General features: G+C 50.7%; 20 protein-coding genes. 19 read left to right on the top strand and 1 reads right to left on the bottom strand.

The window, feature by feature from the left end:
- The 13 genes from RW092_RS08140 to RW092_RS08080 all read left to right on the top strand — a co-directional run.
- The coding region (locus RW092_RS08140; protein WP_486187850.1) for a DNA mismatch repair MutL family protein at positions 1 to 726 on the top strand (726 nt) is incomplete at its 5' end.
- Positions 727 to 750: 24 nt separating this feature from the next.
- Positions 751 to 1,536 (top strand): class I SAM-dependent methyltransferase, encoded by a 786-nt coding sequence (locus tag RW092_RS08135; protein ID WP_028537550.1) that lies wholly within the window; start codon positions 751 to 753, stop codon positions 1,534 to 1,536.
- The gene (gene miaA / locus RW092_RS08130; RefSeq protein WP_009226591.1) at positions 1,520 to 2,494 is read left to right on the top strand and encodes a tRNA (adenosine(37)-N6)-dimethylallyltransferase MiaA; all 975 of its coding nucleotides are present in this window, start codon (positions 1,520 to 1,522) and stop codon (positions 2,492 to 2,494) included. Before RW092_RS08135 ends, miaA begins: the two co-directional genes overlap by 17 nt.
- Before the next feature lie 24 nt (positions 2,495 to 2,518).
- On the top strand, positions 2,519 to 2,758 hold the full coding sequence (gene hfq, locus RW092_RS08125) for an RNA chaperone Hfq (RefSeq protein WP_016312028.1): 240 nt from the start codon (positions 2,519 to 2,521) through the stop codon (positions 2,756 to 2,758).
- 362 nt (positions 2,759 to 3,120) lie between these two features.
- The gene (locus tag RW092_RS08120) at positions 3,121 to 5,739 is read left to right on the top strand and encodes a transglycosylase domain-containing protein (protein ID WP_316009955.1); all 2,619 of its coding nucleotides are present in this window, start codon (positions 3,121 to 3,123) and stop codon (positions 5,737 to 5,739) included.
- 226 nt (positions 5,740 to 5,965) lie between these two features.
- On the top strand, positions 5,966 to 6,526 hold the full coding sequence (locus RW092_RS08115) for a ribonuclease FAU-1 family protein (protein WP_036699214.1): 561 nt from the start codon (positions 5,966 to 5,968) through the stop codon (positions 6,524 to 6,526).
- A 3-nt stretch (positions 6,527 to 6,529) separates the two neighbouring features.
- On the top strand, positions 6,530 to 7,216 hold the full coding sequence (locus tag RW092_RS08110) for a YdcF family protein (protein ID WP_016312031.1): 687 nt from the start codon (positions 6,530 to 6,532) through the stop codon (positions 7,214 to 7,216).
- 108 nt (positions 7,217 to 7,324) lie between these two features.
- Positions 7,325 to 8,308 carry a stage V sporulation protein K gene (gene spoVK / locus RW092_RS08105; protein WP_028537553.1) on the top strand — a complete coding sequence of 328 codons (984 nt, stop codon included), beginning with the start codon at positions 7,325 to 7,327 and terminating at the stop codon, positions 8,306 to 8,308.
- A 49-nt stretch (positions 8,309 to 8,357) separates the two neighbouring features.
- Entirely contained in the window at positions 8,358 to 9,683 is a 1,326-nt protein-coding gene (gene hflX / locus RW092_RS08100; protein WP_410055522.1) for a GTPase HflX, read from the top strand.
- Between the two features lie 18 nt (positions 9,684 to 9,701).
- Positions 9,702 to 10,955, top strand: coding sequence for a methionine gamma-lyase family protein (locus RW092_RS08095; RefSeq protein WP_028537554.1), 1,254 nt, complete (start codon positions 9,702 to 9,704; stop codon positions 10,953 to 10,955).
- Between the two features lie 82 nt (positions 10,956 to 11,037).
- Positions 11,038 to 11,448 (top strand): MerR family transcriptional regulator, encoded by a 411-nt coding sequence (locus RW092_RS08090; RefSeq protein ID WP_009226599.1) that lies wholly within the window; start codon positions 11,038 to 11,040, stop codon positions 11,446 to 11,448.
- A 23-nt stretch (positions 11,449 to 11,471) separates the two neighbouring features.
- The gene (gene glnA, locus RW092_RS08085) at positions 11,472 to 12,809 is read left to right on the top strand and encodes a type I glutamate--ammonia ligase (RefSeq protein WP_016312035.1); all 1,338 of its coding nucleotides are present in this window, start codon (positions 11,472 to 11,474) and stop codon (positions 12,807 to 12,809) included.
- Between the two features lie 155 nt (positions 12,810 to 12,964).
- A complete protein-coding gene (locus RW092_RS08080) occupies positions 12,965 to 13,120 on the top strand; it encodes a hypothetical protein (protein WP_016312036.1) in 156 nt (51 codons plus the stop codon).
- Between the two features lie 116 nt (positions 13,121 to 13,236).
- Here RW092_RS08080 and lexA read toward each other — a convergent pair whose 3' ends face one another.
- Positions 13,237 to 13,863: a transcriptional repressor LexA gene (lexA, locus tag RW092_RS08075; RefSeq protein ID WP_016312037.1), complete on the bottom strand. Its 627-nt coding sequence runs from the start codon at positions 13,861 to 13,863 to the stop codon at positions 13,237 to 13,239.
- Positions 13,864 to 14,220: 357 nt separating this feature from the next.
- Between lexA and RW092_RS08070 the strand changes: the two genes are divergently transcribed.
- From RW092_RS08070 to metH, 6 genes are all read left to right on the top strand, one after another.
- Positions 14,221 to 14,439 carry a LysM peptidoglycan-binding domain-containing protein gene (locus tag RW092_RS08070; protein WP_244268277.1) on the top strand — a complete coding sequence of 73 codons (219 nt, stop codon included), beginning with the start codon at positions 14,221 to 14,223 and terminating at the stop codon, positions 14,437 to 14,439.
- 177 nt (positions 14,440 to 14,616) lie between these two features.
- Positions 14,617 to 14,790, top strand: coding sequence for a DUF896 domain-containing protein (locus RW092_RS08065; RefSeq protein ID WP_016312039.1), 174 nt, complete (start codon positions 14,617 to 14,619; stop codon positions 14,788 to 14,790).
- 12 nt (positions 14,791 to 14,802) lie between these two features.
- Entirely contained in the window at positions 14,803 to 15,333 is a 531-nt protein-coding gene (locus RW092_RS08060; protein ID WP_316009953.1) for a hypothetical protein, read from the top strand.
- 45 nt (positions 15,334 to 15,378) lie between these two features.
- On the top strand, positions 15,379 to 16,176 hold the full coding sequence (locus RW092_RS08055) for an HAD family hydrolase (RefSeq protein WP_316009952.1): 798 nt from the start codon (positions 15,379 to 15,381) through the stop codon (positions 16,174 to 16,176).
- A 64-nt stretch (positions 16,177 to 16,240) separates the two neighbouring features.
- Complete coding sequence (locus RW092_RS08050) at positions 16,241 to 16,657, top strand: FixH family protein (RefSeq protein WP_127575119.1); 417 nt, start codon at positions 16,241 to 16,243, stop codon at positions 16,655 to 16,657.
- A gap of 273 nt (positions 16,658 to 16,930) precedes the next feature.
- On the top strand, positions 16,931 to 20,374 hold the full coding sequence (gene metH / locus RW092_RS08045) for a methionine synthase (protein WP_016312043.1): 3,444 nt from the start codon (positions 16,931 to 16,933) through the stop codon (positions 20,372 to 20,374).
- Positions 20,375 to 20,472: the final 98 nt, after the last annotated feature.

The raw sequence follows: 20,472 nt of genomic DNA, 5'->3' as shown, positions 1-20,472 counted from the left end.
GGCACGTACGGCGCCGCGCCAAGCTCGGCCAAGCCGCAAGGCAGGCTTGGCCAACCTAACGCCGCCACCTATGGGGGTGGCGAGCGGCTGCAAGAGATGCCGGAAGCGTTGTACGGCTCGCCTGCGGCGGCGCCGGAGCTTCCGGCGTTTCCTGAGCTGTCCTTGATCGGACAGCATCATGGGACCTACCTGATCGCCCAGAACGATCAGGGACTTTACATCATTGACCAGCATGCCGCCCATGAACGCGTAAATTACGAGTACTATTACGAGAAGTTTGGGCGGCCGGCCGATGCTTCACAAGAGCTGCTTATTCCGATTACGTTGGAATTTACCCCATCGGACAGCGCGAAGCTGCAGGAGCGGCTGCACTGGTTCGAACAGGTGGGGGTTGTACTTGAGCATTTCGGAGGCGGTACCTTCCGCGTGGTGGCGCATCCGTACTGGTTCCCGCAAGGAGAAGAAGCAAGCATTATTGAAGAAATGGCCGAATGGGTGCTGAACGAACGGGCCATTGACCTGGCCAAGCTGCGTGAAGCTTCATCTACGATGGTCTCGTGTAAAGCTTCGATCAAGGCGAACCAGAAGCTGACGCCGGAAGAGGCAAACACGCTGCTTCGCCGACTGGCTGCCTGCAAACAGCCATATACCTGCCCGCACGGGCGGCCGATCATCGTTTCCTTCTCTACGTACGATTTGGAGAAGCTGTTCAAGCGGGTCATGTAACGAACGCAAACGGAGGAATTCATCATGTTAATTACCACAGGAGACCATGAATCACCCGCTGCCGTACGCCGCGCACAAGAACTGGCCCAGCTGGCCCGCGTTCCGTATATCCCGCGCAGCGGGACCTCACTGGCTCGGTTGGCCGAACGCCATGGCGACAGCGATATTCTGGTGGTCCTGGAGCAAGGCGCCCGTCTGCATCGAACTGGCCGAGAGACGATGACGTTTCACCCCAGCATGGCGTTTGTACGGGCCAAACGGCTGTTTAAAGGAGAAAACGATGCGATGCTGGATGCGGCCGGTGTGGTACCGGGCGATGTCATCATCGATGGTACGGCAGGACTTGGGGCAGATGCGATGATCTTTTCGATTGCCGCAGGGGCTGACGGTAAAGTGCTGGCCTTGGAGGATTCCTTGCCGCTTTGGGCCTTGCTGTACGAGGGGCTGAAGCACTACGTCTCCGGTCTGCCGGCTTTTGACGAAGCGTTGCGGCGGATCGAACCGATACATACGAACCACTTGGACGCGCTTCGGGCGATGCCCGACAAGAGCGCAGATATCGTCTACTTCGACCCGATGTTTCGCGATCCGATCACGGAATCGTCGTCCATTTCACCGCTGCGAGCGTTTGCGAATCCAAATCAACTTGATCCGGAGGCGGTGAAGGAGGCTTGCCGGGTTGCTCGAAAAGCGGTAGTGCTGAAAGAGAAGCGCGGGAGCAGCGAATTTGATCGACTGGGGTTTCAGGCGATCAACCGCTCCCACACCAAAATTGCCTATGGAGTGATTTCGCTTGACCCGAAACGATAAACCGAAACTGCTTGTGCTGCTCGGCCCAACGGCGGTCGGCAAAACGAAGCTTAGTATCGAGCTGGCGCGGGACCTGTCTTGCGAAATTATTTCCGGCGATTCCATGCAGGTCTACCGGGGAATGGACATCGGCACCGCTAAAATCACCAAGGAAGAAATGGGCGGCATTCCGCATCATCTCATCGATGTGCTGGATCCCGACGAACCGTTCTCCGTCGCATTATTTCAGGAGTGGTGCCGCAAGCTGATCCCAGAGATTACCGAACGCGGGCATTTGCCCTTTATCGTTGGCGGGACGGGGCTCTACATTGAATCGGTCTGTTATGAGTTTCAATTTACGGAAGCGGGGGCAGATGAAGAATTTCGTGCTCAGCAGCAAGCGTTCGCTGAAACTCACGGGGTCGAAGCGTTGCACGCCAAATTGGCGGAGGTCGATCCCAAATCTGCAGAACGTCTGCATCCGAATGATGTGCGTCGGGTGATCCGGGCGTTGGAGATTTTTCATATCACGGGGGAGACCTTATCGTCCCAGCTGGAGAAACAGCAGAAGCAATCCCCTTACGAGCTTTGCCTCATCGGTTTGACAATGGACCGCCAAATGCTTTATAACCGTATTGAACGGCGAATTGACGAGATGCTGCGGCTTGGCCTTGTGGATGAAGTTCGCGGACTCCTGCAGAAAGGATACAGCCGCGATTCCGTTTCGATGCAAGGTCTGGGGTATAAAGAAATTGTTGAACATCTGGTGGACGGCGTTCCGTTGGATGCTGCGGTCGAGAAGTTGAAACGGGATACGCGCCGCTTTGCCAAGAGACAGCTTTCCTGGTTCCGCCATATGAAGGATATCCAATGGATTGACGTCGGCGACGGCGAAAATTTTTCCGAGATTTTGGCGTCAGCGCATGCTATAATAGCAGGAAAGTTTCCCGCTGATCTTGAATATAATTCTAAACACTAATTGATTCCTATTGGGGGTACGGCTATGAATAAGACCATTAACATCCAGGATACATTTTTGAACCAATTACGGAAAGAGAGCATCCCGGTCACCGTATTTTTGACGAACGGCTTCCAGATCAGAGGGACGATTAAAGCATTTGACAACTTCACGATCGTCATTGACAGCGATGGCCGCCAGCAAATGGTGTACAAGCACGCGATCTCGACGTTCCAGCCGCAGCGGAATGTATCGCTCATGCAGGAATCGCAAAACGAGGATTAACTCAGGCTGAAACTTTTTGAACTTCAATACGTTAAGAGTATAGGATGAAGATGGAGCAACCTGAACCAAGGTTGTTCTTTTCTTTCCAGGCACTTTTAAGCCAGAAGCTTAGGGTCTGCCGAAATTGTTGTTCGGTCAGGTGATGTTCAAAAATCACTCGGATATCATCGATTCCGTCATCGAACGAACGCTTGAGCGGTGATATGATAGGTTCAAAGTGGAAGGGGCTGCACCTTACGCCACTGAACACTGCTCGTGGTTGGGAATTTCCATTCACGCACAGGATAGAGAGAACAAACCGCAAAGGCCGATCTTTGAACATCGACTTAAGTGAAATGGCAGGAAGGGAGTCAGAACAAACCATGTCTAGCCAAAGGCCATCAAGACTGCAACGAAGCGGTAAGCCGGACAAAAAGAACAAAGCGCCGAAAGCTCATAAAAAGAAAAGGCTGACGGCCAAACGCGTGTTGTGGACTTCATTTTTTACGATTGCTTTTGCGGTCTTCTGCGCAATTGCAGGCTATATGTACATTACGGTCAGCGGTGAGAAGATCCTGATGGAAAATGGGGACAAGCTGACGGTTTATGAAACAACGAAGGTGTATGACCGCAAAGGGGTACTGATGGGCGAATTGTCCATCGATAAGAGTGAACCCGTGGAATCGGACGAGATTCCGAAGCTGTTGAAGCAAGCGTTCGTGGCAACGGAAGACCGCCGTTTCTTCGATCATAAGGGTGTGGATTTATGGTCGATCGGCCGTGCGGCTGTGAAAGATATCGTCGCCCGCTCGTTGGTTGAAGGCGGCAGTACGATCACCCAGCAGTTAGCCAAGAACATTTTCCTAAGCTCGGACAAAACCTTCTTCCGGAAGGCAACGGAAATGTCGATTGCCTTGGCCTTGGAACGCCGCAGAACGAAGGATGAAATCCTAACCTTATATTTGAACCGAATCAACTTCGGGGGGACGGTCTATGGAATCAAGGCCGCCTCGATCCGGTATTTCGGCAAAAGCGATTTGAATGAACTTGACTTGTGGGAAATGGCTACACTAGCGGCGATGCCAAAGGGGCCGTCTCGATACAATCCGCTAAAAAACCCTGAGCTTTCTAAAGAACGCCGTGCCGTGGTACTCGAGCTGATGTATCAGGAAGGTTATATTACAGCGGAGCAACGGGATGAAGCGAAGGCGGTGGATTACAACTACGAGCCGCCGGCTACCAATCAAAGCTATCTCGCATTTAAAGACTATGTCGTGGAAGAAGCCGAGGAGAAATTTGGGCTAACCGAGGACGAGTTGAACCGCGGCGGATATAAGATCTACACGACGATGGATGCACAAGCGCAGAAAGCGTTGGAGAAAGCTTTCGCGAACGACGATTTTTTTGAGAAGAGCAAAGATGACCAGCCAGTTCAGGCATCGATGGTTATCATGAACCATCAAAATGGGAGTCTCGTCGCCTTGCTGGGCGGCCGGGATTATCAGCGCAAAGGGTTCAGCCGACTGGACAGTCGCCGTCAACCGGGCTCGGCGTTCAAGCCGATCGTATCGTACGCACCGGCTCTGGAATCCGGCAAATTTACGCCAAACTCGCAGATCAGCAATGAGAAGCAGTGTTTTGGCGATTATTGCCCAACGAACCTGCATGGGTATTCGAAGACGATTAATATGACGGACGCGTTGACGAAGTCCGAGAATATCCCAGCCGTCTGGTTGCTGAATGAAATTGGCGTAAGCACCGGGGTCAAATATGCCGAGGCGATGGGCATAAAAATGGACAAAAATGACCGCAACTTGGCCATCGCATTGGGCGGTTTAACCTACGGCACAAACACGTTGGAAATGGCCGGCGCTTACAGCGTTTTCGCTAATGGCGGCTTGTATAATCCGCCTTATTCGATCAAATCAATCGTTGACCATAATGGCGTGGAGAAATATAAATACAATGCGCCTAAGCCAAAACGGGTCATCAGTGAGCAAACGGCTTATTACATGACGACCATGATGCAAAACGTCGTTAATGACGGTACCGGGAAACGCGCGAAGTTAGACCGTCCGGTGGCCGGTAAGACTGGGACTACGCAGCACGGGATTCCTGGGCTGAAGAGCAGCAAAAACCGCGATGTCTGGTTTGTGGGCTATACCCCAGAATGGACCGGAGCAGTATGGATGGGATACGATAAGCCGGACAAAAATCATTTGCTGAACGGAAGCAGCGGCCAGACCGCAGCCTTGTTCGCCGCCGTTATGAAGGAGGCATTGAAGGGCGAGCCGGTGAAGCAGTTCCCGGTTCCGCAGAACTTGCAGCCGGATAAGCCTGATGAGCCGGAAATCGCCGCTCCAACTGGTTTAAATGCCGTCTATAATCCGGATACCGGTGCGGTATCCCTCAGCTGGACTGGCGTTGAAACTCCGGACACGGTATATCATATTTACCGCCGGGAGGCATCTGAAACGACCTTCACTCATATTTTGGATTCCGTGGCGACGGACGTTGAAGATATCAGCGTCACACCGGGTACTGGGTATGTGTATTACGTCACGGCGTATGATCCGGTGAATGCGGTAGAGAGCGAACCTTCGAACACTGCGCAAGTGCTGATCGACGGCGTGGAACCGCCAACCGACGACGAAACGCCTGTGGGTCCGGATCCGAATAATCCACTAGATCCCAATCTGCCTGATGGCGGAGGTGGAGATCAAGGGTTCCCGCCAAGCAACGGTCCAGGGAATGGTCCAGGGAATGGAAGTGGCCATCACAATGGCGGAAATGGCAATGGGAACGGAAATGGTGGTCCGAATGGGAACAACGGTAACGGCCAAGGCAACGGGGGAGACAACACCGGAAACCCAATGGATGATTTGCCTATGGATGATGATGACGGAGGTGTGATCGTTCCACCGGCCGATGGCGGGGACGGAACCGGCAACACGGATATTCCAGCAGGAACTACGGATGGAACCGTAGGGGCTGGTGGATAACGGCTAGTCATCCCATGTTTATGTTCAAGCCAAACAACCCTCAGCTCTCGCATAGGCGTGACTGGGGGTTGTTTTTTCTGTTAAATCAAGAAACACTTCTGCAAAACACGATTAGTCTACCTTGGATATACGTTGACAGGCGTTCTTTTCATGGGAAAATGGCTTTTGTGACTCTCTTTCAAATATGGTAAGCTGTTATTACATTGTGTTGAAAGGGATCTTATTTATGAAGCGAAAATTCGGAGACCGTGCGAATTGGCGCCGTGTGACTCATCGTCAATTCAAATCCAAGTATGTGGAGAGCGATGAGTTTACGGGATATGTCACGCTGTACAGTATTTTCGCCTTGCGTGATCCGTTATGGAAAACCTACGGGGGACATACTTTTCGGATCGCTGACAAGGGCTATACTTGGCTGCAGTACTATCCCAAAGGTGCCCATTTCGTTGTGACGGCGATGTTTGATGATCAAGGTGAGATCGTGGAGTGGTACATCGATGTTTGTAAGACCCAAGGCGTGACCGATCAGGGAGTGCCCTGGTTTGATGATTTGTACCTGGATATCGTCGTACTCAAAAATCGTGAAGTGTTTCTTTTGGATGAAGACGAGCTGGATGAAGCTTTAACGAAAGGACTTATATCGGTAAAAGACTATGATCTGGCAACGGAAACGGCTCAGCGATTACTTCATGACATTAAGGAGCGGCGTTTTCCCTATTTCCGCCTGTCTCTAGATCATTATCAGAGCGGATTTATGACTTCGGAACCGAATCAATCGGGGGGATAAACCATGCGTAATGCCAAACCTAACGAAATGATGCGGATGTCGCTGCGGCCCAACCAGCGCAAAGGGCGTGTGAGGAAACGGATCTTCCGCTGGGGGCTGGTCGTGATTTCGCTGGGGATCGGATGGATGTTGTACGTACTAGCTCAGATCGGCAGCATCGAGCGGAATCCGGCGGCGAATTCTGATTTATCCGAACCGGCAGAGGTGGGCATTGTCTTGGGAGCCGCGCTTTGGGGGGACGAGCCGAGTCCAGGTCTTCGGGAGCGGCTGGATCAAAGCCTGAGGGATTACAAGGCGGGCAAATTTCAATGGTTTCTGCTGACCGGTGGGTTGGATACGGCAACCTCCAACTATACCGAAGCAGAAGGGATGGCAAATTACTTGGAGCAGCAGGGAGTTCCGCGGGAGAAGATGCTGCTTGAGAACAAGGCGACCAGTACCTATGAGAATCTGAAATTTAGCCAGGAGATCCTAGAAGAACGGGGGTTTACATCCGTTCTGATCGTGACCCACACGTTTCATGGAAACCGTGCTTATGAAATCGCGCAAGCGCTAAATTACGAGCAACCTCGCCTGTCGCTGATTTCTTCTAAGGTGCTGAAGCCGCTTCCCAACACGTTCCGGGAGATTTTGGCGTATACGAAATGGAAGCTCGATCAAATAGGATTAGCCATCGGTCTGATCTCATGACAAAACTTCTAATAACGGACAGGGAGAGAGAATACATTTAGATGTGTGTTCCGTAGATTGGGATTTATTCTTCCTCTCAGCCCTACCCTTATAAAGAGGTGATTACCTATGTCCGGGCGTGTCATGGCCAGAAACGGCTCTTCCGATGAGAGACCGTCGCGTCAGATCAACGTGATTCTCCGCAATACCGAGCCGCCTGTCGTCTCGCAGGCCATTGCCGATAGCGAACCTCAGGTGTCAGCCAAAGGTTTGCCGCAGCAAGGGATATTTGCCGAAATCCAGAAGGAACTGGATCACCTGGTCGGTTTAGATCATATTAAAGAGCTCATGTACGAGATCTATGCGCTTCTGCAAATCGCCTCGATGCGTTCGGAAGCGGGATTGTTGTCGAGTTCCCAAGTATACCATATGGTGTTTAAAGGGAATCCGGGTACCGGAAAAACGACAGTAGCACGTATTGTCGCGAAAATGTTTCAACGGATGGGCGTGCTGAGTAAAGGGCATCTGATTGAAGTTGAGCGTGCCGATCTGGTCGGCGAATATATCGGCCATACGGCTCAGAAAACGCGCGACTTAGTCAAAAAAGCGCTGGGCGGCATTTTGTTCATCGATGAGGCGTACAGTTTGGCGCGCGGTGGAGAGAAGGACTTCGGCAAAGAAGCCATCGATACGTTGGTCAAAGCGATGGAGGATCATAAAAACCAATTTATCTTAATTCTTGCCGGATATTCCGATGAAATGGACTTTTTCCTGTCCACCAATCCGGGACTGCCGTCTCGATTCCCGATTCAGATGGATTTTCCGGATTATACAATCGACCAGCTGATTCAAATTGCCGAGGGGATGGCGAAAGAGCGGGATTATATTTTGATGCCGCAGGCGATACTCAAATTAAAGCAACATTTATTGCGTGAAAAATGTGAAAGTGATCAGGTGTTCAGCAATGCTCGTTATGTTCGCAACATCATTGAACGGTCTGTCCGGCAGCAGGCGGTGCGGTTGCTGAATCAATATGGCGGTGGTTCACCAGGTAAGCTGGAGCTGATGACTATTCGAACCGAAGACTTGAAGCTGGATGTGAAGAAAACTTAATGGAAGTATCGCTTGGGATCCCTTTGAAGGAGCAGTGATCATGTCGAAGATGCAATTGCATGAAACGACGACCCACCAACCAGATGTAGCTATCTTAGTTAGCTTGGTTACATCGGAGACGAAGCAAAATGGAATAAATTCGGACTACTCCCTGGCCGAACTGGTACAGCTGGCCGAAACAGCCGGGGTTGAGGTCGCAGGAACGGTCGTCCAACATCGGGAGAAGCCCGATCCCCGCTGGTTGATTGGGAAAGGGAAAGTGTTGGAGCTTCGTGACCTTATCACGCAGCATGGGGCGAATACGGCGATATTTGACCAAGAGCTGTCCGGAGCGCAGGTGCGCAATCTGGAAGGGATGCTGGACGTGAAGATTATCGACCGTACTCAGCTGATTTTGGATATTTTTGCGCAACGGGCAAAAACGCGGGAGGGGATCATTCAGGTCGAGTTAGCGCAGTTCACCTACCTGCTCCCGCGTTTGTCTGGGCATGGCAAGAATCTGTCCCGTCTCGGCGGCGGGATTGGTACGCGGGGCCCCGGGGAAAGCCAGCTGGAAACGGATCGCCGCCATATCCGCCGGCGGATCGGTGAATTAAAACGTCAGCTGGAGGAAGTCACAAGACATCGGCAACTGCATCGAGCGCGCCGGAAGGAGAGCGGTGTAGTGCAAATTGCCCTGGTAGGTTACACCAACGCGGGAAAGTCTACACTGCTTAAGGCGTTAACCTCAGCGGATGTCTTCGTGGAAAACCGGCTGTTCGCAACGCTGGATCCGACCACCCGGTTGTTCCCGTTGCCGGGTCGCAAAGAAGTGGTGCTGACCGATACGGTCGGATTTATTCAAAATCTGCCGCACGACCTAGTTGCTGCCTTTCGTGCCACTCTGGAAGAGGTGAACGAAGCGGACCTGATTCTCCACGTCGTGGATGCCTCATCCCCGATGCGTGAGGAGCAAATCGAGGTCGTGGATCGGATTTTAAATGATTTGGGAGCTGGGGGAAAGCCGCAAATCATGTTGTTTAATAAGAAAGATCTTTGTCCACCGGAGCAGCTGGAGATGCTGCCGGCGGGCGAGGGTTATTTAAAGATATCCGCGTTTGATGAACGCGACTTGGCTGCGGTTCGCGAAGCCGTACAGCGCAAGCTGTCCGGCGGCACCAAGTCGTATCGGATTCCTGCAGAACGCGGGGATCTCGCTTCTGTGTTATACCGAATTGGCGAAGTAGTGGACAAGCAGATCGACGACGAAGACCTCATTTACGAAATTGATGTGAATCAAGCCGATTTCGAGAAGTACGGTTATCGTTTAGCTCCTTTTCTCATTCCACAGCAAGAAGCCCCTGAGGATAACACGACAAACGATGGAATAGATTAAGGGAGAGATTACGTAACAATGGCAGTATTTTCGGAAGAAATCGTACATTGGCTGGAAGCCGCTGAACGTCAGGTGGAAAGCCGGTTCCGGGAGGTCGACCGGATCGTCGATCACAACCAATGGAAGGTTATCGAAGCTTTTCAACGTCATCAAGTCAGCGATTTTCACTTTGCCGGTTCCACCGGTTATGCTTATAATGATCGGGGTCGTGAAGTTTTGGACCTGGTTTATGCGGACGTTTTTGGAGCGGAGGCCGCACTGGTAAGGCCGCATTTCGCTTCCGGCACGCATACAATCGCTACAGCGTTGTTCGGGGTCTTGCGTCCCGGGGACGAACTGCTCTATATTACGGGGCGTCCATATGATACACTACATAAAGTGATTGGAACGCCGGGTGACGGCAGCGGCTCGTTGCAGGACTATGGTATCCGGTATCACGAAGCTGCATTGCTGGCTGACGGCACAGTCGACTGGGACACCGTGAAGACCAAAATTTCCAATAAGACCAAAGTCATTGGGATTCAGCGCTCGCGCGGCTACGATTGGAGGGATTCCTTTTCCGTTGAGCAGATCGGTGAGATGGTTGCCCAAGTGAAAGCAATCAAGCCGGATCTGATCGTCTTTGTAGACAACTGTTATGGTGAATTTACCGAGGAACAGGAACCAACACAGGTTGGTGTCGATTTGATGGCTGGTTCGCTGATTAAAAATCCGGGAGGCGGCTTGGCAGAAACCGGTGGATACATTTGCGGAAGGCAGGATCTGGTCACTCTCGCATCTTACCGGTTAACTGCACCGGGCATTGGCAGCGAGGTGGGAGCGATGCTGGGAACGACGCGAGGCATTTATCAAGGTTTGTTTCTGGCTCCAACGATCGTCGGACAAGCCGTTAAAGGCTCTATCCTGGCTGCAGCATTGTTTGAGCGGGCAGGATTCCGAAGCCGGCCGGCTTGGCAGGATCGGCGTACCGATCTCATCCAGGCGATTGCCTTTGACGCCCCAGAGCAATTAATAGCATTTGTTCAGGGGATTCAACGGGCAGCTGCTGTGGACGGCCACGTAGTGCCCGAACCTTGGGATATGCCGGGCTATGACCACCCGGTGATCATGGCGGCCGGGACATTTATCCAGGGAGGGAGCCTGGAATTGTCTGCCGATGCTCCGATCCGTGCGCCATATATCGCGTATATGCAAGGTGGTTTAACGTATTCCCATGTTAAATTTGGCCTGCTCACCGCACTTCAGACGATGAAAGACCGCAACTTGTTGTAAGTTATCCTAACATATCTATTGACATGTTAGGATAACTAACATATGATAAGGTCATGATAATCTAACTGGAAGGTTGATAGCGATGAGTGAGGAAATTCGCAGAAATATGGCCTTGTTTCCTATTGGTATCGTCATGAAACTTACGGATTTAACGGCAAGACAAATAAGATATTACGAGCAACATGAATTAATCGTACCCGCACGTACCTCGGGAAATCAGCGGATGTTTTCTCTGAATGACGTCGAGCGGTTACTGGAAATCAAGAGTCTCATCGACAAAGGTGTCAATATCGCGGGAATCAAGCAGGTTATGAATCCGATGTCTCGGGAGTCCCAGGATGCGACAGTCATCACGAAGGACACGGAAGAGAAGCGAAAGGAAATGACAGATTCCCAGATCTACCGGATGTTGAAGCAGCAACTGGTGTCAGGGAGCAAACCGGGACAAGTTTCTTTGCTCCAAGGTGAGTTGTCTCGGTTTTTCAAAAAATAATCTAAACGTTGGGAGAGGTTAGGGTGAGTAACAAGCAATACACCAAAGAAGATATTTTGCGAATTGCTAAGGAAGAAAATGTACGCTTTATCCGTTTGCAATTCACGGACTTGCTGGGAACGATCAAGAATGTAGAAATCCCAGTCAGCCAGTTGGAGAAAGCATTGGATAACAAAATGATGTTTGACGGCTCTTCCATTGAAGGGTATGTCCGCATCGAGGAATCCGATATGTATCTCTACCCGGATCTGGACACTTGGGTGATCTTCCCTTGGGTGACCGAGGATCGCGTTGCACGTTTGATTTGTGATGTATACATGCCTGACGGCACTCCGTTTGCCGGCGATCCACGCGCGATTCTGAAACGTGCGCTCAAGGAAGCTGAGGAAATGGGGTACACTTCAATGAACGTTGGTCCAGAACCGGAATTCTTCCTGTTCAAAACCGATGATAAAGGCAACCCTACAACCGAATTGAACGACCAAGGCGGATACTTCGACTTGGCTCCTACGGATTTGGGCGAGAACTGCCGCCGCGAAATCGTATTGACCCTGGAGGAAATGGGCTTTGAAATCGAAGCTTCTCACCACGAAGTGGCACCAGGTCAGCATGAAATCGACTTTAAATATGCTGATGCAATCAAAGCAGCTGACCAAATCCAAACGTTCAAGCTGGTCGTTAAGACGATTGCTCGTCAACATGGGCTCCATGCAACGTTTATGCCGAAGCCGCTGTTTGGCGTAAATGGCTCCGGGATGCACTGTCACCAATCGCTGTTCAAAGGCAATGTCAATGCTTTCTATGACGAAAGTGATGAATTGGGCTTGAGCAAAGAAGCACGTCATTATATGGCCGGTATTCTGAAGCATGCCCGCGCATTTGCAGCGATCACGAATCCAACCGTAAACTCCTACAAACGTCTCGTACCTGGGTATGAAGCTCCTTGCTATGTGGCTTGGTCTTCGAGCAACCGCAGCCCAATGATTCGGATTCCGGCTTCCCGTGGTCTCAGCACACGGATCGAAGTGCGTAACCCGGACCCAGCTGCTAACCCATACTTGGCTCTGGCTGTGATGTTGAAAGCCGGACTGGATGGAATTAAGAAAGAGCTTCCGTTGGTTGATCCGGTTGATCGCAACATCTATGTGATGTCTGAAGAAGAGCGGGTAGAGGAAGGCATCCCAAGTCTTCCATCCGACTTGAAGGAAGCGCTCGGCGAATTGCTCCGCAGCGAAATCATCAGCGAAGCGCTGGGAGATCACGCATTAACTCACTTCTACGAATTGAAAGAGATCGAATGGGATATTTTCCGGACCCAAGTTCACCAATGGGAACGCGATCAATATATGACGCTGTATTAATCAGGGTTCACAGCCAAGCCAGCTCCCGGCATTTCAAGCAGGGGCTGGCTTTTTCTTATGGTGAAGACGAATGAATTACAGCTTTTGGATTTCGAAACAATGCCATGATTTCACTCGAATTGGGACAACTTATAGATATAAGGAGGTTCATGCAGATGACAGTAACCGAACTAAAAAGATACCAACGTCGTCGCTATCGGTTAAAGCAGTGGTGGATCACAGAGCGTTCGGGGCTAGGGTGGGGTACGCGCGGGCGCCGGGAGAAGAACGGCTATAATCCCATGAGCTTCTTAGACCTCGAATGGGAGTAAGAGGGGAAGTCATCAAGTTCCCCATAAAGTAAACAGGACGAAGCGGAAGTCACTGCATCGCTTCGTCCTGTTCGGTTTCCTTATCTTATGTGGCCTACGAAAGGGAAGATTTCAAATTAGTGCAGGTCGCGGAACAAGCCGATGACCTTGCCCAAAATGGTTACATGCTTCAAACGAAGCGGTTCCATCGTTGAATTCTCCGGCTGTAGGCGAATATGGTCACTTTCTTTATAGAACGTCTTAACCGTTGCTTCGTCATCCTCCGTCATGGCCACAACGATATCTCCGTTGTTCGCCGTCTGCTGCTGGCGGACGATCACATAATCCCCGTTATGTATTCCAGCTTCGATCATGCTGTCGCCAACCACGGAAAGCATAAAGACATCCCCTTCCGCTGCGTAGTGCTCTGGCAACGGAAAATAATCTTCAATATTCTCTGTCGCTGTGATCGGCACGCCCGCGGTAACCTTCCCAACAATCGGAACGCGGGTCACGCTGTGTGCAAATAAATTGTAATTCTCCGATTCCTCTTGACCCAGCAATTCAATGGCGCGCGGTTTCGTTGGGTCGCGGCGGATAAATCCTTTCTTCTCCAGACGGTCTAAATGGCCGTGAACAGTAGAACTGGAAGCCAATCCGACGGCTTCACCGATCTCCCGGACCGAAGGAGGATATCCCTTAGCGCGTACTTCGTTGCGAATAAACTCAAGAATAGCCTGTTGCCGGCTCGATACCTTTGACATTTACGGATCAACCCCATTTAGTAACGTTTGGAAAAATTATAACATAGAACTTCCGTTCGTACAAACATTAGTTCTAAATAGTTTGGGAGAAGAGAACTACTTTAAAAAAAACAAGAACAACTGTTCGAAAAAACTATTGAATCAAACAAATGTTCGTGTTATATTGAATACATGTAAAACAGAACACTTGTTTGGAGTGATGGTGAAATGTTGAAATATAGTTCTTATCAAAGCATCTATGAACAACCTTCTTTTCGTCGTCCGGTGAAGAGAAGTCTACATATGAATGTCTTCCTTAAGAGTAGATTGTCCAAAATCGTCCTGCTTTTAATCATCCTCAGCATCACATGTACTGGAATGGTACAAGCCTTTGCTGCTTCCACAGACAACGCTGACGGAACGTATCGGCCGGAATATGTCGTGGTTATGCCAGGAGATACGTTGTGGGAAATTGCTGTAGCACATAAGCCACAAGGACTGGACACAAGGGTCTATGTTCAGAAGCTGATCCGGACTAACGGGTTGAGCAGCAGTGCGATTCAAGCTGGCGATACGTTGATGTTGCCCAGTAGATAATTCATACGTTAAAAAATAATTCACAGGTTTATCAATGTATTCGAACAGAGCTTGTCTTAAGGTATTACGGCAGGGGTTGCCGCGCCTTGACAAGCTCTTTTTCTCATGTCAAAGTAAGAATTAATGCCCTGTGAGACATCATGGGTAGCATAGTATATCAAAGAAGCAGGTGGATTTATGGATATTGATGCTTTGGTTAAGCGGATTAACGAGCTGGCTCGAAAAGCGAAACAAGAAGGGTTAACGCAAGACGAACTCTTGGAAAGAGCCCAGCTTCGGGAAACGTATCTGCAAAACGTTCGCAGAAATTTTCGGCAACAGCTCGAGTCGATCGAGATTGTAGATAAATAGGGAGGAACAGGTATGGGGTCGTTTGACCGAAAAGTAGAACGCAATCAACGAAGAATGTACAAGAAAGGCAAAGGTTCCAATGTCGGACAAGGGACGCGCAACCCTCGTACTTCACTTGGAGCAAATGGGGAAGGCGACGTATTTAAAGGGCGGAACTTCATTTTGCCTACCGCCTTGGTTCTGTTAGCGCTGCTGTATGCCGTGGTCGGGTTGATCGGGAATACCGAGGAAGTGAATTCGGTATTGTTCTGGGCAACGATCTTTTTGTATTTCGTGCTGGCTCTGGTGATTTTCCTGCGCAAGCCTTATTTGCGCGTGAATAAGAGCTCGTTGTACACTTCGAAGTTCAACCGCGATCGGATGTTGGATGCGGGTAACATCAGCAAGATCAAAGTGAGCCGGAGCAAAATCGTCATTGAACCGAAGACGCGGGAACCGAAGTGGGTGTTCTACCGCACCCGTAACCGGTTTGACACGGAAGCAATGGCTGCACGCCTGCAGTTGTATGCTGATACCCATCATGTGAAGCTGGTGAAGGAATAAACCTTATACAATACACTTGTGATAGGAATGGAGAGGTTGGGGCGAATGGCAATCAAGGCGGTATGTTTTGACCTGGATGACACGCTGCTCTGGGATGAGCGAAGCGTAAAGGAAGCTTTTGCTGCAACGTGTGAACGCGCTGCGGCGAAAATTGATGGATTAAACCCCGATCAATTGGAAGAAGCCGTACGCCGGGAAGCGCGGGGGTTGTATGAATCCTATGAAACGTATCCTTTCACAACGATGATTGGAATCAATCCGTTTGAAGGGTTATGGGCGACATTCTCTGCTGGAGAACAACCGGAATTCCGCCAGTTGGAGCAGTTAGCTCCAACCTATCGTAAGGAATCCTGGCGGCGCGGTCTGCTTGCGCTTGGCGTTGATGACGAGGAGCTGGCCGGCGAACTGGCGGAACAGTTTGGCCGCGAACGGCGTGCCCGTCCTCATGTATACGAGGAGACTTTTCAAGTGTTGAAGGAATTGCAAGGCAAGGTGAAACTGCTGTTACTTACGAACGGATGTCCAGCCTTACAGCAGGAGAAGCTGGATGGCGTGCCTGAGCTGGCGCCTTTTTTCGATGAGATTGTGATCTCCGGAAACTTCGGTAAGGGCAAACCCGATCCATCCATTTTCCGCCACGCCTTAGAACGGTTAGGGATCGAACCGAATGAAGGAATCATGGTTGGTGATAAGCTGACGACGGATATCAAAGGTGCGCTAAGTGTTGGTATGACCGCCGTTTGGATTAATCGAGACGGCAAAACACTTACCGGTGAGATCGTACCGGATTATGAGATCAAGCATTTGTCCGAACTTCATGACCTCTTAGCGAAGTTGGCATAACTCAAGTTGGCTTGTAGTGAATCAGAAGTAAGGTATTCTTAGGCGGTGGAAGGGGGAAATCTGAATGAGAATCAAGGGAAAAACGGGGCTGCTTGTTGCCATCGTTCTTGCGCTCATTGTTGTCGCTGGATGCAGCCGTAGTGAATCATCGTCTGCTTCAGCGGAAGAAGCGGCACTGCAGCCGATTCAAGTTGAGCTGGACGTAACACCAGCTGCAGCTAAGGCCGGTGAACCGGTGACGTTTACAGCCAAAGTAACCCACAACGGCGAGAACGTGGATGATGCGAAGGAAGTTATGTTCGAATTTTGGAATACAAATGACGATAACGCAAAGCACAATCAAGTCCAAGTGAAGAGTGCCGGCAACGGAACCTATGTGCTGGAGCATACTTTTAAGGAACCTGGAACCTATGAAGTGATTTCCCATGTTACGGCTCGCGATCAGCACTCCATGCCTTCGAAGCAATTCACGGTGGAATAAGCTGACAACTGAATCGGTGCTTTTGTTAAAGGAGCTGCTGTTCTCCATTTGGAGAAGGCGGCTTTTCTATTAAATTGATCCTCCTAATAAGGCGAATTTCCGAACTTTAAAAGAAAAGATTTGTAGCGTTGTTCGGATTTTAATTCAGGGATGACCGATAGGATAACAAGATCTTGAATGAAGTGTTTCACTTGGAGATTTCACGGAACTCTCTTTTCTTCAACGCTTTATTCTGTTAAACTATATTTTAACGTTTTACGGGAGGGACATGACATGAGTAAACCAAGCCTGCTCGACAGAATGAAAGAACGAATATTGATCCTCGATGGCGCCATGGGCACCATGATTCAGCAGGAAAACCTGACTCCAGCCGACTTCGGCGGTGAAGAGCTGGACGGCTGTAACGAAATGCTCGTGCTCACCCGTCCGGATGTGATCCGTGGCATCCACGAGAAGTATCTCGCGGCAGGTGCTGATTTGATAGAAACGAATACGTTCGGTGCGACATCTGTCGTGCTGGCTGAATATGATATTCCGCATAAGGCACGTGAAATCAACTTGGCTGCGGCCAAGCTGGCGATTGAAGCAGCGGAAAAATATAGTACTCCGGATCATCCACGCTACGTGGTAGGCATCCTGGGACCCACAACCAAGACCTTATCCGTTACTGGCGGTGTGACGTTCGATGAGTTGACGGCCAGCTATGCGGAACAAGCTACGGCGTTAATCGAAGCTGGTGTTGATGCGCTGATGCTGGAAACTTCACAGGATACACTGAACGTAAAAGCCGGGAGTATCGGAATTAAACGGGCTTTTACCGAGACTGGAACCACGTTGCCTCTGATGATCTCCGGCACCATCGAGCCGATGGGGACAACGCTGGCGGGTCAAAATATCGAAGCCTTCTATATCTCGCTTGAACATCTGAATCCGATCTCCATTGGACTTAACTGCGCAACGGGACCAGAGTTCATGCGTGACCATATCCGCACTTTGTCTGGACTAGCGAAAGCAGCGGTAAGCTGTCACCCTAATGCCGGTTTGCCGGACGAAAACGGCACTTACCATGAGTCCCCGGATTCGCTTGCCCAGAAGATGTCTGCTTTTGCCGAGCAAGGTTGGCTGAATATTGCCGGCGGGTGCTGCGGTACGACGCCTGCTCATATCGCTGCATTAGCGAACACGCTGAAGGATTACCGGCCGCGTGAGCTGAACGGCAGCCATTTGCCGGCACTTTCCGGTATTGAGCCGGTTTATATCGAATCAGCAAACCGACCTTACTTGGTCGGAGAGCGAACAAACGTTTTGGGATCACGCAAGTTTAAACGGCTGATCGTGGAGGGCAAATACGAAGAAGCATCGGAAATCGCTCGGGCGCAAGTGAAGAACGGAGCACAGGTTGTCGACGTGTGCGTCCAGGATCCGGACCGGGATGAAGCGGAGGATATCAAGAAGTTCCTGGAATTGGTGGTCAAGAAAGTCAAAGTCCCGCTTATGATTGACACGACCGATCCGAAGGTGCTGGATATTGCTCTACAATATTGTCAGGGCAAATCGATTATTAACTCGATTAACTTAGAGGACGGCGAAGAGAAGTTCGAGCGCGTCACGCCGTTGATTCATAAATACGGTGCGGCTGTGGTCGTAGGTACGATTGATGAACGCGGGCAAGCGATCACGCGGGAGGATAAGCTTGAGGTTGCTAAGCGTTCCTATGATCTGCTCGTAAACAAATATGGTCTGCAACCGGAAGATATCATCTTCGATCCGCTCGTATTCCCTGTAGGGACAGGGGATGAGCAGTACATTGGTTCGGCCAAGGAGACGATCGAAGGGATCCGCCTGATCAAAGAGGCATTACCAAAAGTTCATACGGTGTTGGGCATCAGTAACGTCTCGTTTGGTTTGCCTGAAGCCGGCCGCGAGGTTTTGAACTCTGTTTTCCTGTATGAATGCACCAAAGCAGGACTGGATTATGCGATCGTGAATACGGAGAAGCTGGAGCGCTATGCAAAAATTCCGGAAGAGGAGCGTCGTCTGGCGGAAGAACTGATCTATAATACGAATGATGAAACGCTGGCCGCCTTCGTAGCAGCTTTCCGGAACAAGAAGGTAGAGAAGGCCGTAACTACCACTCAGCTCACGCTGGAGGAACGGTTGGCTTCCTATGTTGTAGAAGGAACCAAGGAAGGGTTAATTCCTGATCTTGATGAGGCGCTTAAAAAGTATACCGCCCTGGAAATTATTAATGGCCCGCTGATGGCAGGGATGGAAGAGGTGGGTCGGTTATTTAATAACAATGAATTGATCGTTGCCGAGGTATTGCAAAGTGCCGAAGTAATGAAGGCATCGGTAGCGTACCTGGAACCGTTTATGGAGAAGAATGAAACCAGCGTAAAAGGGAAAATTCTGTTGGCAACGGTGAAGGGCGATGTTCATGATATCGGCAAAAACCTGGTTGAGATCATTCTGTCCAATAACGGTTACCAAATTGTGAATTTGGGCATAAAAGTACCACCGGAACGCATTATCGAAGCGTATCGGGAGGAGAAAGCGGATGCGATCGGACTCTCCGGTCTGCTGGTGAAATCGGCTCAGCAAATGGTCACAACGGCACAGGATTTGCGGAATGCCGGCATCGACGTCCCGATCCTTGTAGGCGGAGCGGCGCTCACCCGCAAATTTACCAAAACGCGGATTCGGCCAGAGTACGACGGCTTGGTCTTGTATGCCAAAGACGCAATGGATGGTCTCGATTTGGCCAACAAGCTGATGGATCCGGTCGCTCGGGAGCAAATTCGCCTGGAAGTAGAAGCGGAGAAAGAAGCGGATAGCGCTGTAGCCGTTGCTGAGCCGCTGCCGGAGCTTACACGAGTGGAGCGTTCCAAGATTTCTACCGATGCGCCGGTATTTACTCCACCGGATCTGGAGCGTCACGTCCTGCGTGATTATCCGATTGGTCACATTACGCCTTATATCAACATGCAGATGCTGTTAGGTCATCACCTAGGACTCCGCGGTTCTGTGGAGCAGCAGCTGGCGGCAGGTGAGACAAAGGCAGTTCAACTGAAGGAGACGGTGGATCAAATCCTGCTCGAAGCGGTCACAGACGGCATCATCCGCACGCAGGCGATGTATCGGTTCTTCCCGGCACAATCATCCGGTAACGATATTCTGATCTATGATCCGGCTGAACCTGGCAAGGTGCTCAAGCGATTCAGCTTCCCTCGCCAGAAGGTCGAGCCTTACCTGTGTTTGGCGGATTTCCTGAAGTCCGTGGACAGCGGGCAAATGGATTACGTTGGTTTCCTGGTTGTAACGGCAGGGCAAGGCGTTCGAGAATTGTCCGAGAAATGGAAGAATGAAGGCGAGTATCTGCGCTCCCATGTGCTGCAGGCGGTAGCGCTGGAGCTGGCTGAAGCGCTGGCGGAGCGGGTTCACCATATTATGCGGGATACTTGGGGCTTCCCGGATCCGGCGAATATGACGATGAAACAGCGGCATGGAGCGCGTTATCAAGGGATTCGCGTCTCGTTTGGTTATCCGGCCTGCCCGGACCTCGAAGATCAGCAGCTGCTGTTTGACTTGATGCATCCGGAAGACATTGGTGTCACGTTGACGGAGGGCTTCATGATGGAGCCGGAGGCATCCGTCTCAGCGATGGTCTTTGCACACCCTGAAGCGCAATATTTCAATGTGGACAAAGCCGGGAACTAAGCCCGTCATGCAACCTTTGCAAAACCCTCCGAGATTCGGAGGGTTTTGGCAATCTGTACGTGTATCGATGTATCATTCTAGCGTAAAGGACGAAATGG

Origin of the sequence: Paenibacillus sp. 3LSP (assembly GCF_032465655.1) — a bacterium.
Taxonomy (GTDB): Bacteria; Bacillota; Bacilli; order Paenibacillales; family Paenibacillaceae; genus Fontibacillus; species Fontibacillus barengoltzii.
The sequence above is the reverse complement of the archived record's forward strand: the minus strand, read 5'-3'. Positions and strand labels throughout refer to the sequence as shown.

Bases quoted from the DNA above. Each gene is read 5' to 3' on its own strand.
- RW092_RS08135 (WP_028537550.1), top strand. From the start codon at position 751: ATGTTAATTACCACAGGAGACCATGAATCACCCGCTGCCGTACGCCGC.
- hfq (WP_016312028.1), top strand. From the start codon at position 2,519: ATGAATAAGACCATTAACATCCAGGATACATTTTTGAACCAATTACGG.
- RW092_RS08120 (WP_316009955.1), top strand. From the start codon at position 3,121: ATGTCTAGCCAAAGGCCATCAAGACTGCAACGAAGCGGTAAGCCGGAC.
- RW092_RS08115 (WP_036699214.1), top strand. From the start codon at position 5,966: ATGAAGCGAAAATTCGGAGACCGTGCGAATTGGCGCCGTGTGACTCAT.
- RW092_RS08110 (WP_016312031.1), top strand. From the start codon at position 6,530: ATGCGTAATGCCAAACCTAACGAAATGATGCGGATGTCGCTGCGGCCC.
- spoVK (WP_028537553.1), top strand. From the start codon at position 7,325: ATGTCCGGGCGTGTCATGGCCAGAAACGGCTCTTCCGATGAGAGACCG.
- hflX (WP_410055522.1), top strand. From the start codon at position 8,358: ATGCAATTGCATGAAACGACGACCCACCAACCAGATGTAGCTATCTTA.
- RW092_RS08095 (WP_028537554.1), top strand. From the start codon at position 9,702: ATGGCAGTATTTTCGGAAGAAATCGTACATTGGCTGGAAGCCGCTGAA.
- RW092_RS08090 (WP_009226599.1), top strand. From the start codon at position 11,038: ATGAGTGAGGAAATTCGCAGAAATATGGCCTTGTTTCCTATTGGTATC.
- RW092_RS08080 (WP_016312036.1), top strand. From the start codon at position 12,965: ATGACAGTAACCGAACTAAAAAGATACCAACGTCGTCGCTATCGGTTA.
- lexA (WP_016312037.1), bottom strand. From the start codon at position 13,863: ATGTCAAAGGTATCGAGCCGGCAACAGGCTATTCTTGAGTTTATTCGC.
- RW092_RS08070 (WP_244268277.1), top strand. From the start codon at position 14,221: ATGGTACAAGCCTTTGCTGCTTCCACAGACAACGCTGACGGAACGTAT.
- RW092_RS08065 (WP_016312039.1), top strand. From the start codon at position 14,617: ATGGATATTGATGCTTTGGTTAAGCGGATTAACGAGCTGGCTCGAAAA.
- RW092_RS08060 (WP_316009953.1), top strand. From the start codon at position 14,803: ATGGGGTCGTTTGACCGAAAAGTAGAACGCAATCAACGAAGAATGTAC.
- RW092_RS08055 (WP_316009952.1), top strand. From the start codon at position 15,379: ATGGCAATCAAGGCGGTATGTTTTGACCTGGATGACACGCTGCTCTGG.
- RW092_RS08050 (WP_127575119.1), top strand. From the start codon at position 16,241: ATGAGAATCAAGGGAAAAACGGGGCTGCTTGTTGCCATCGTTCTTGCG.
- metH (WP_016312043.1), top strand. From the start codon at position 16,931: ATGAGTAAACCAAGCCTGCTCGACAGAATGAAAGAACGAATATTGATC.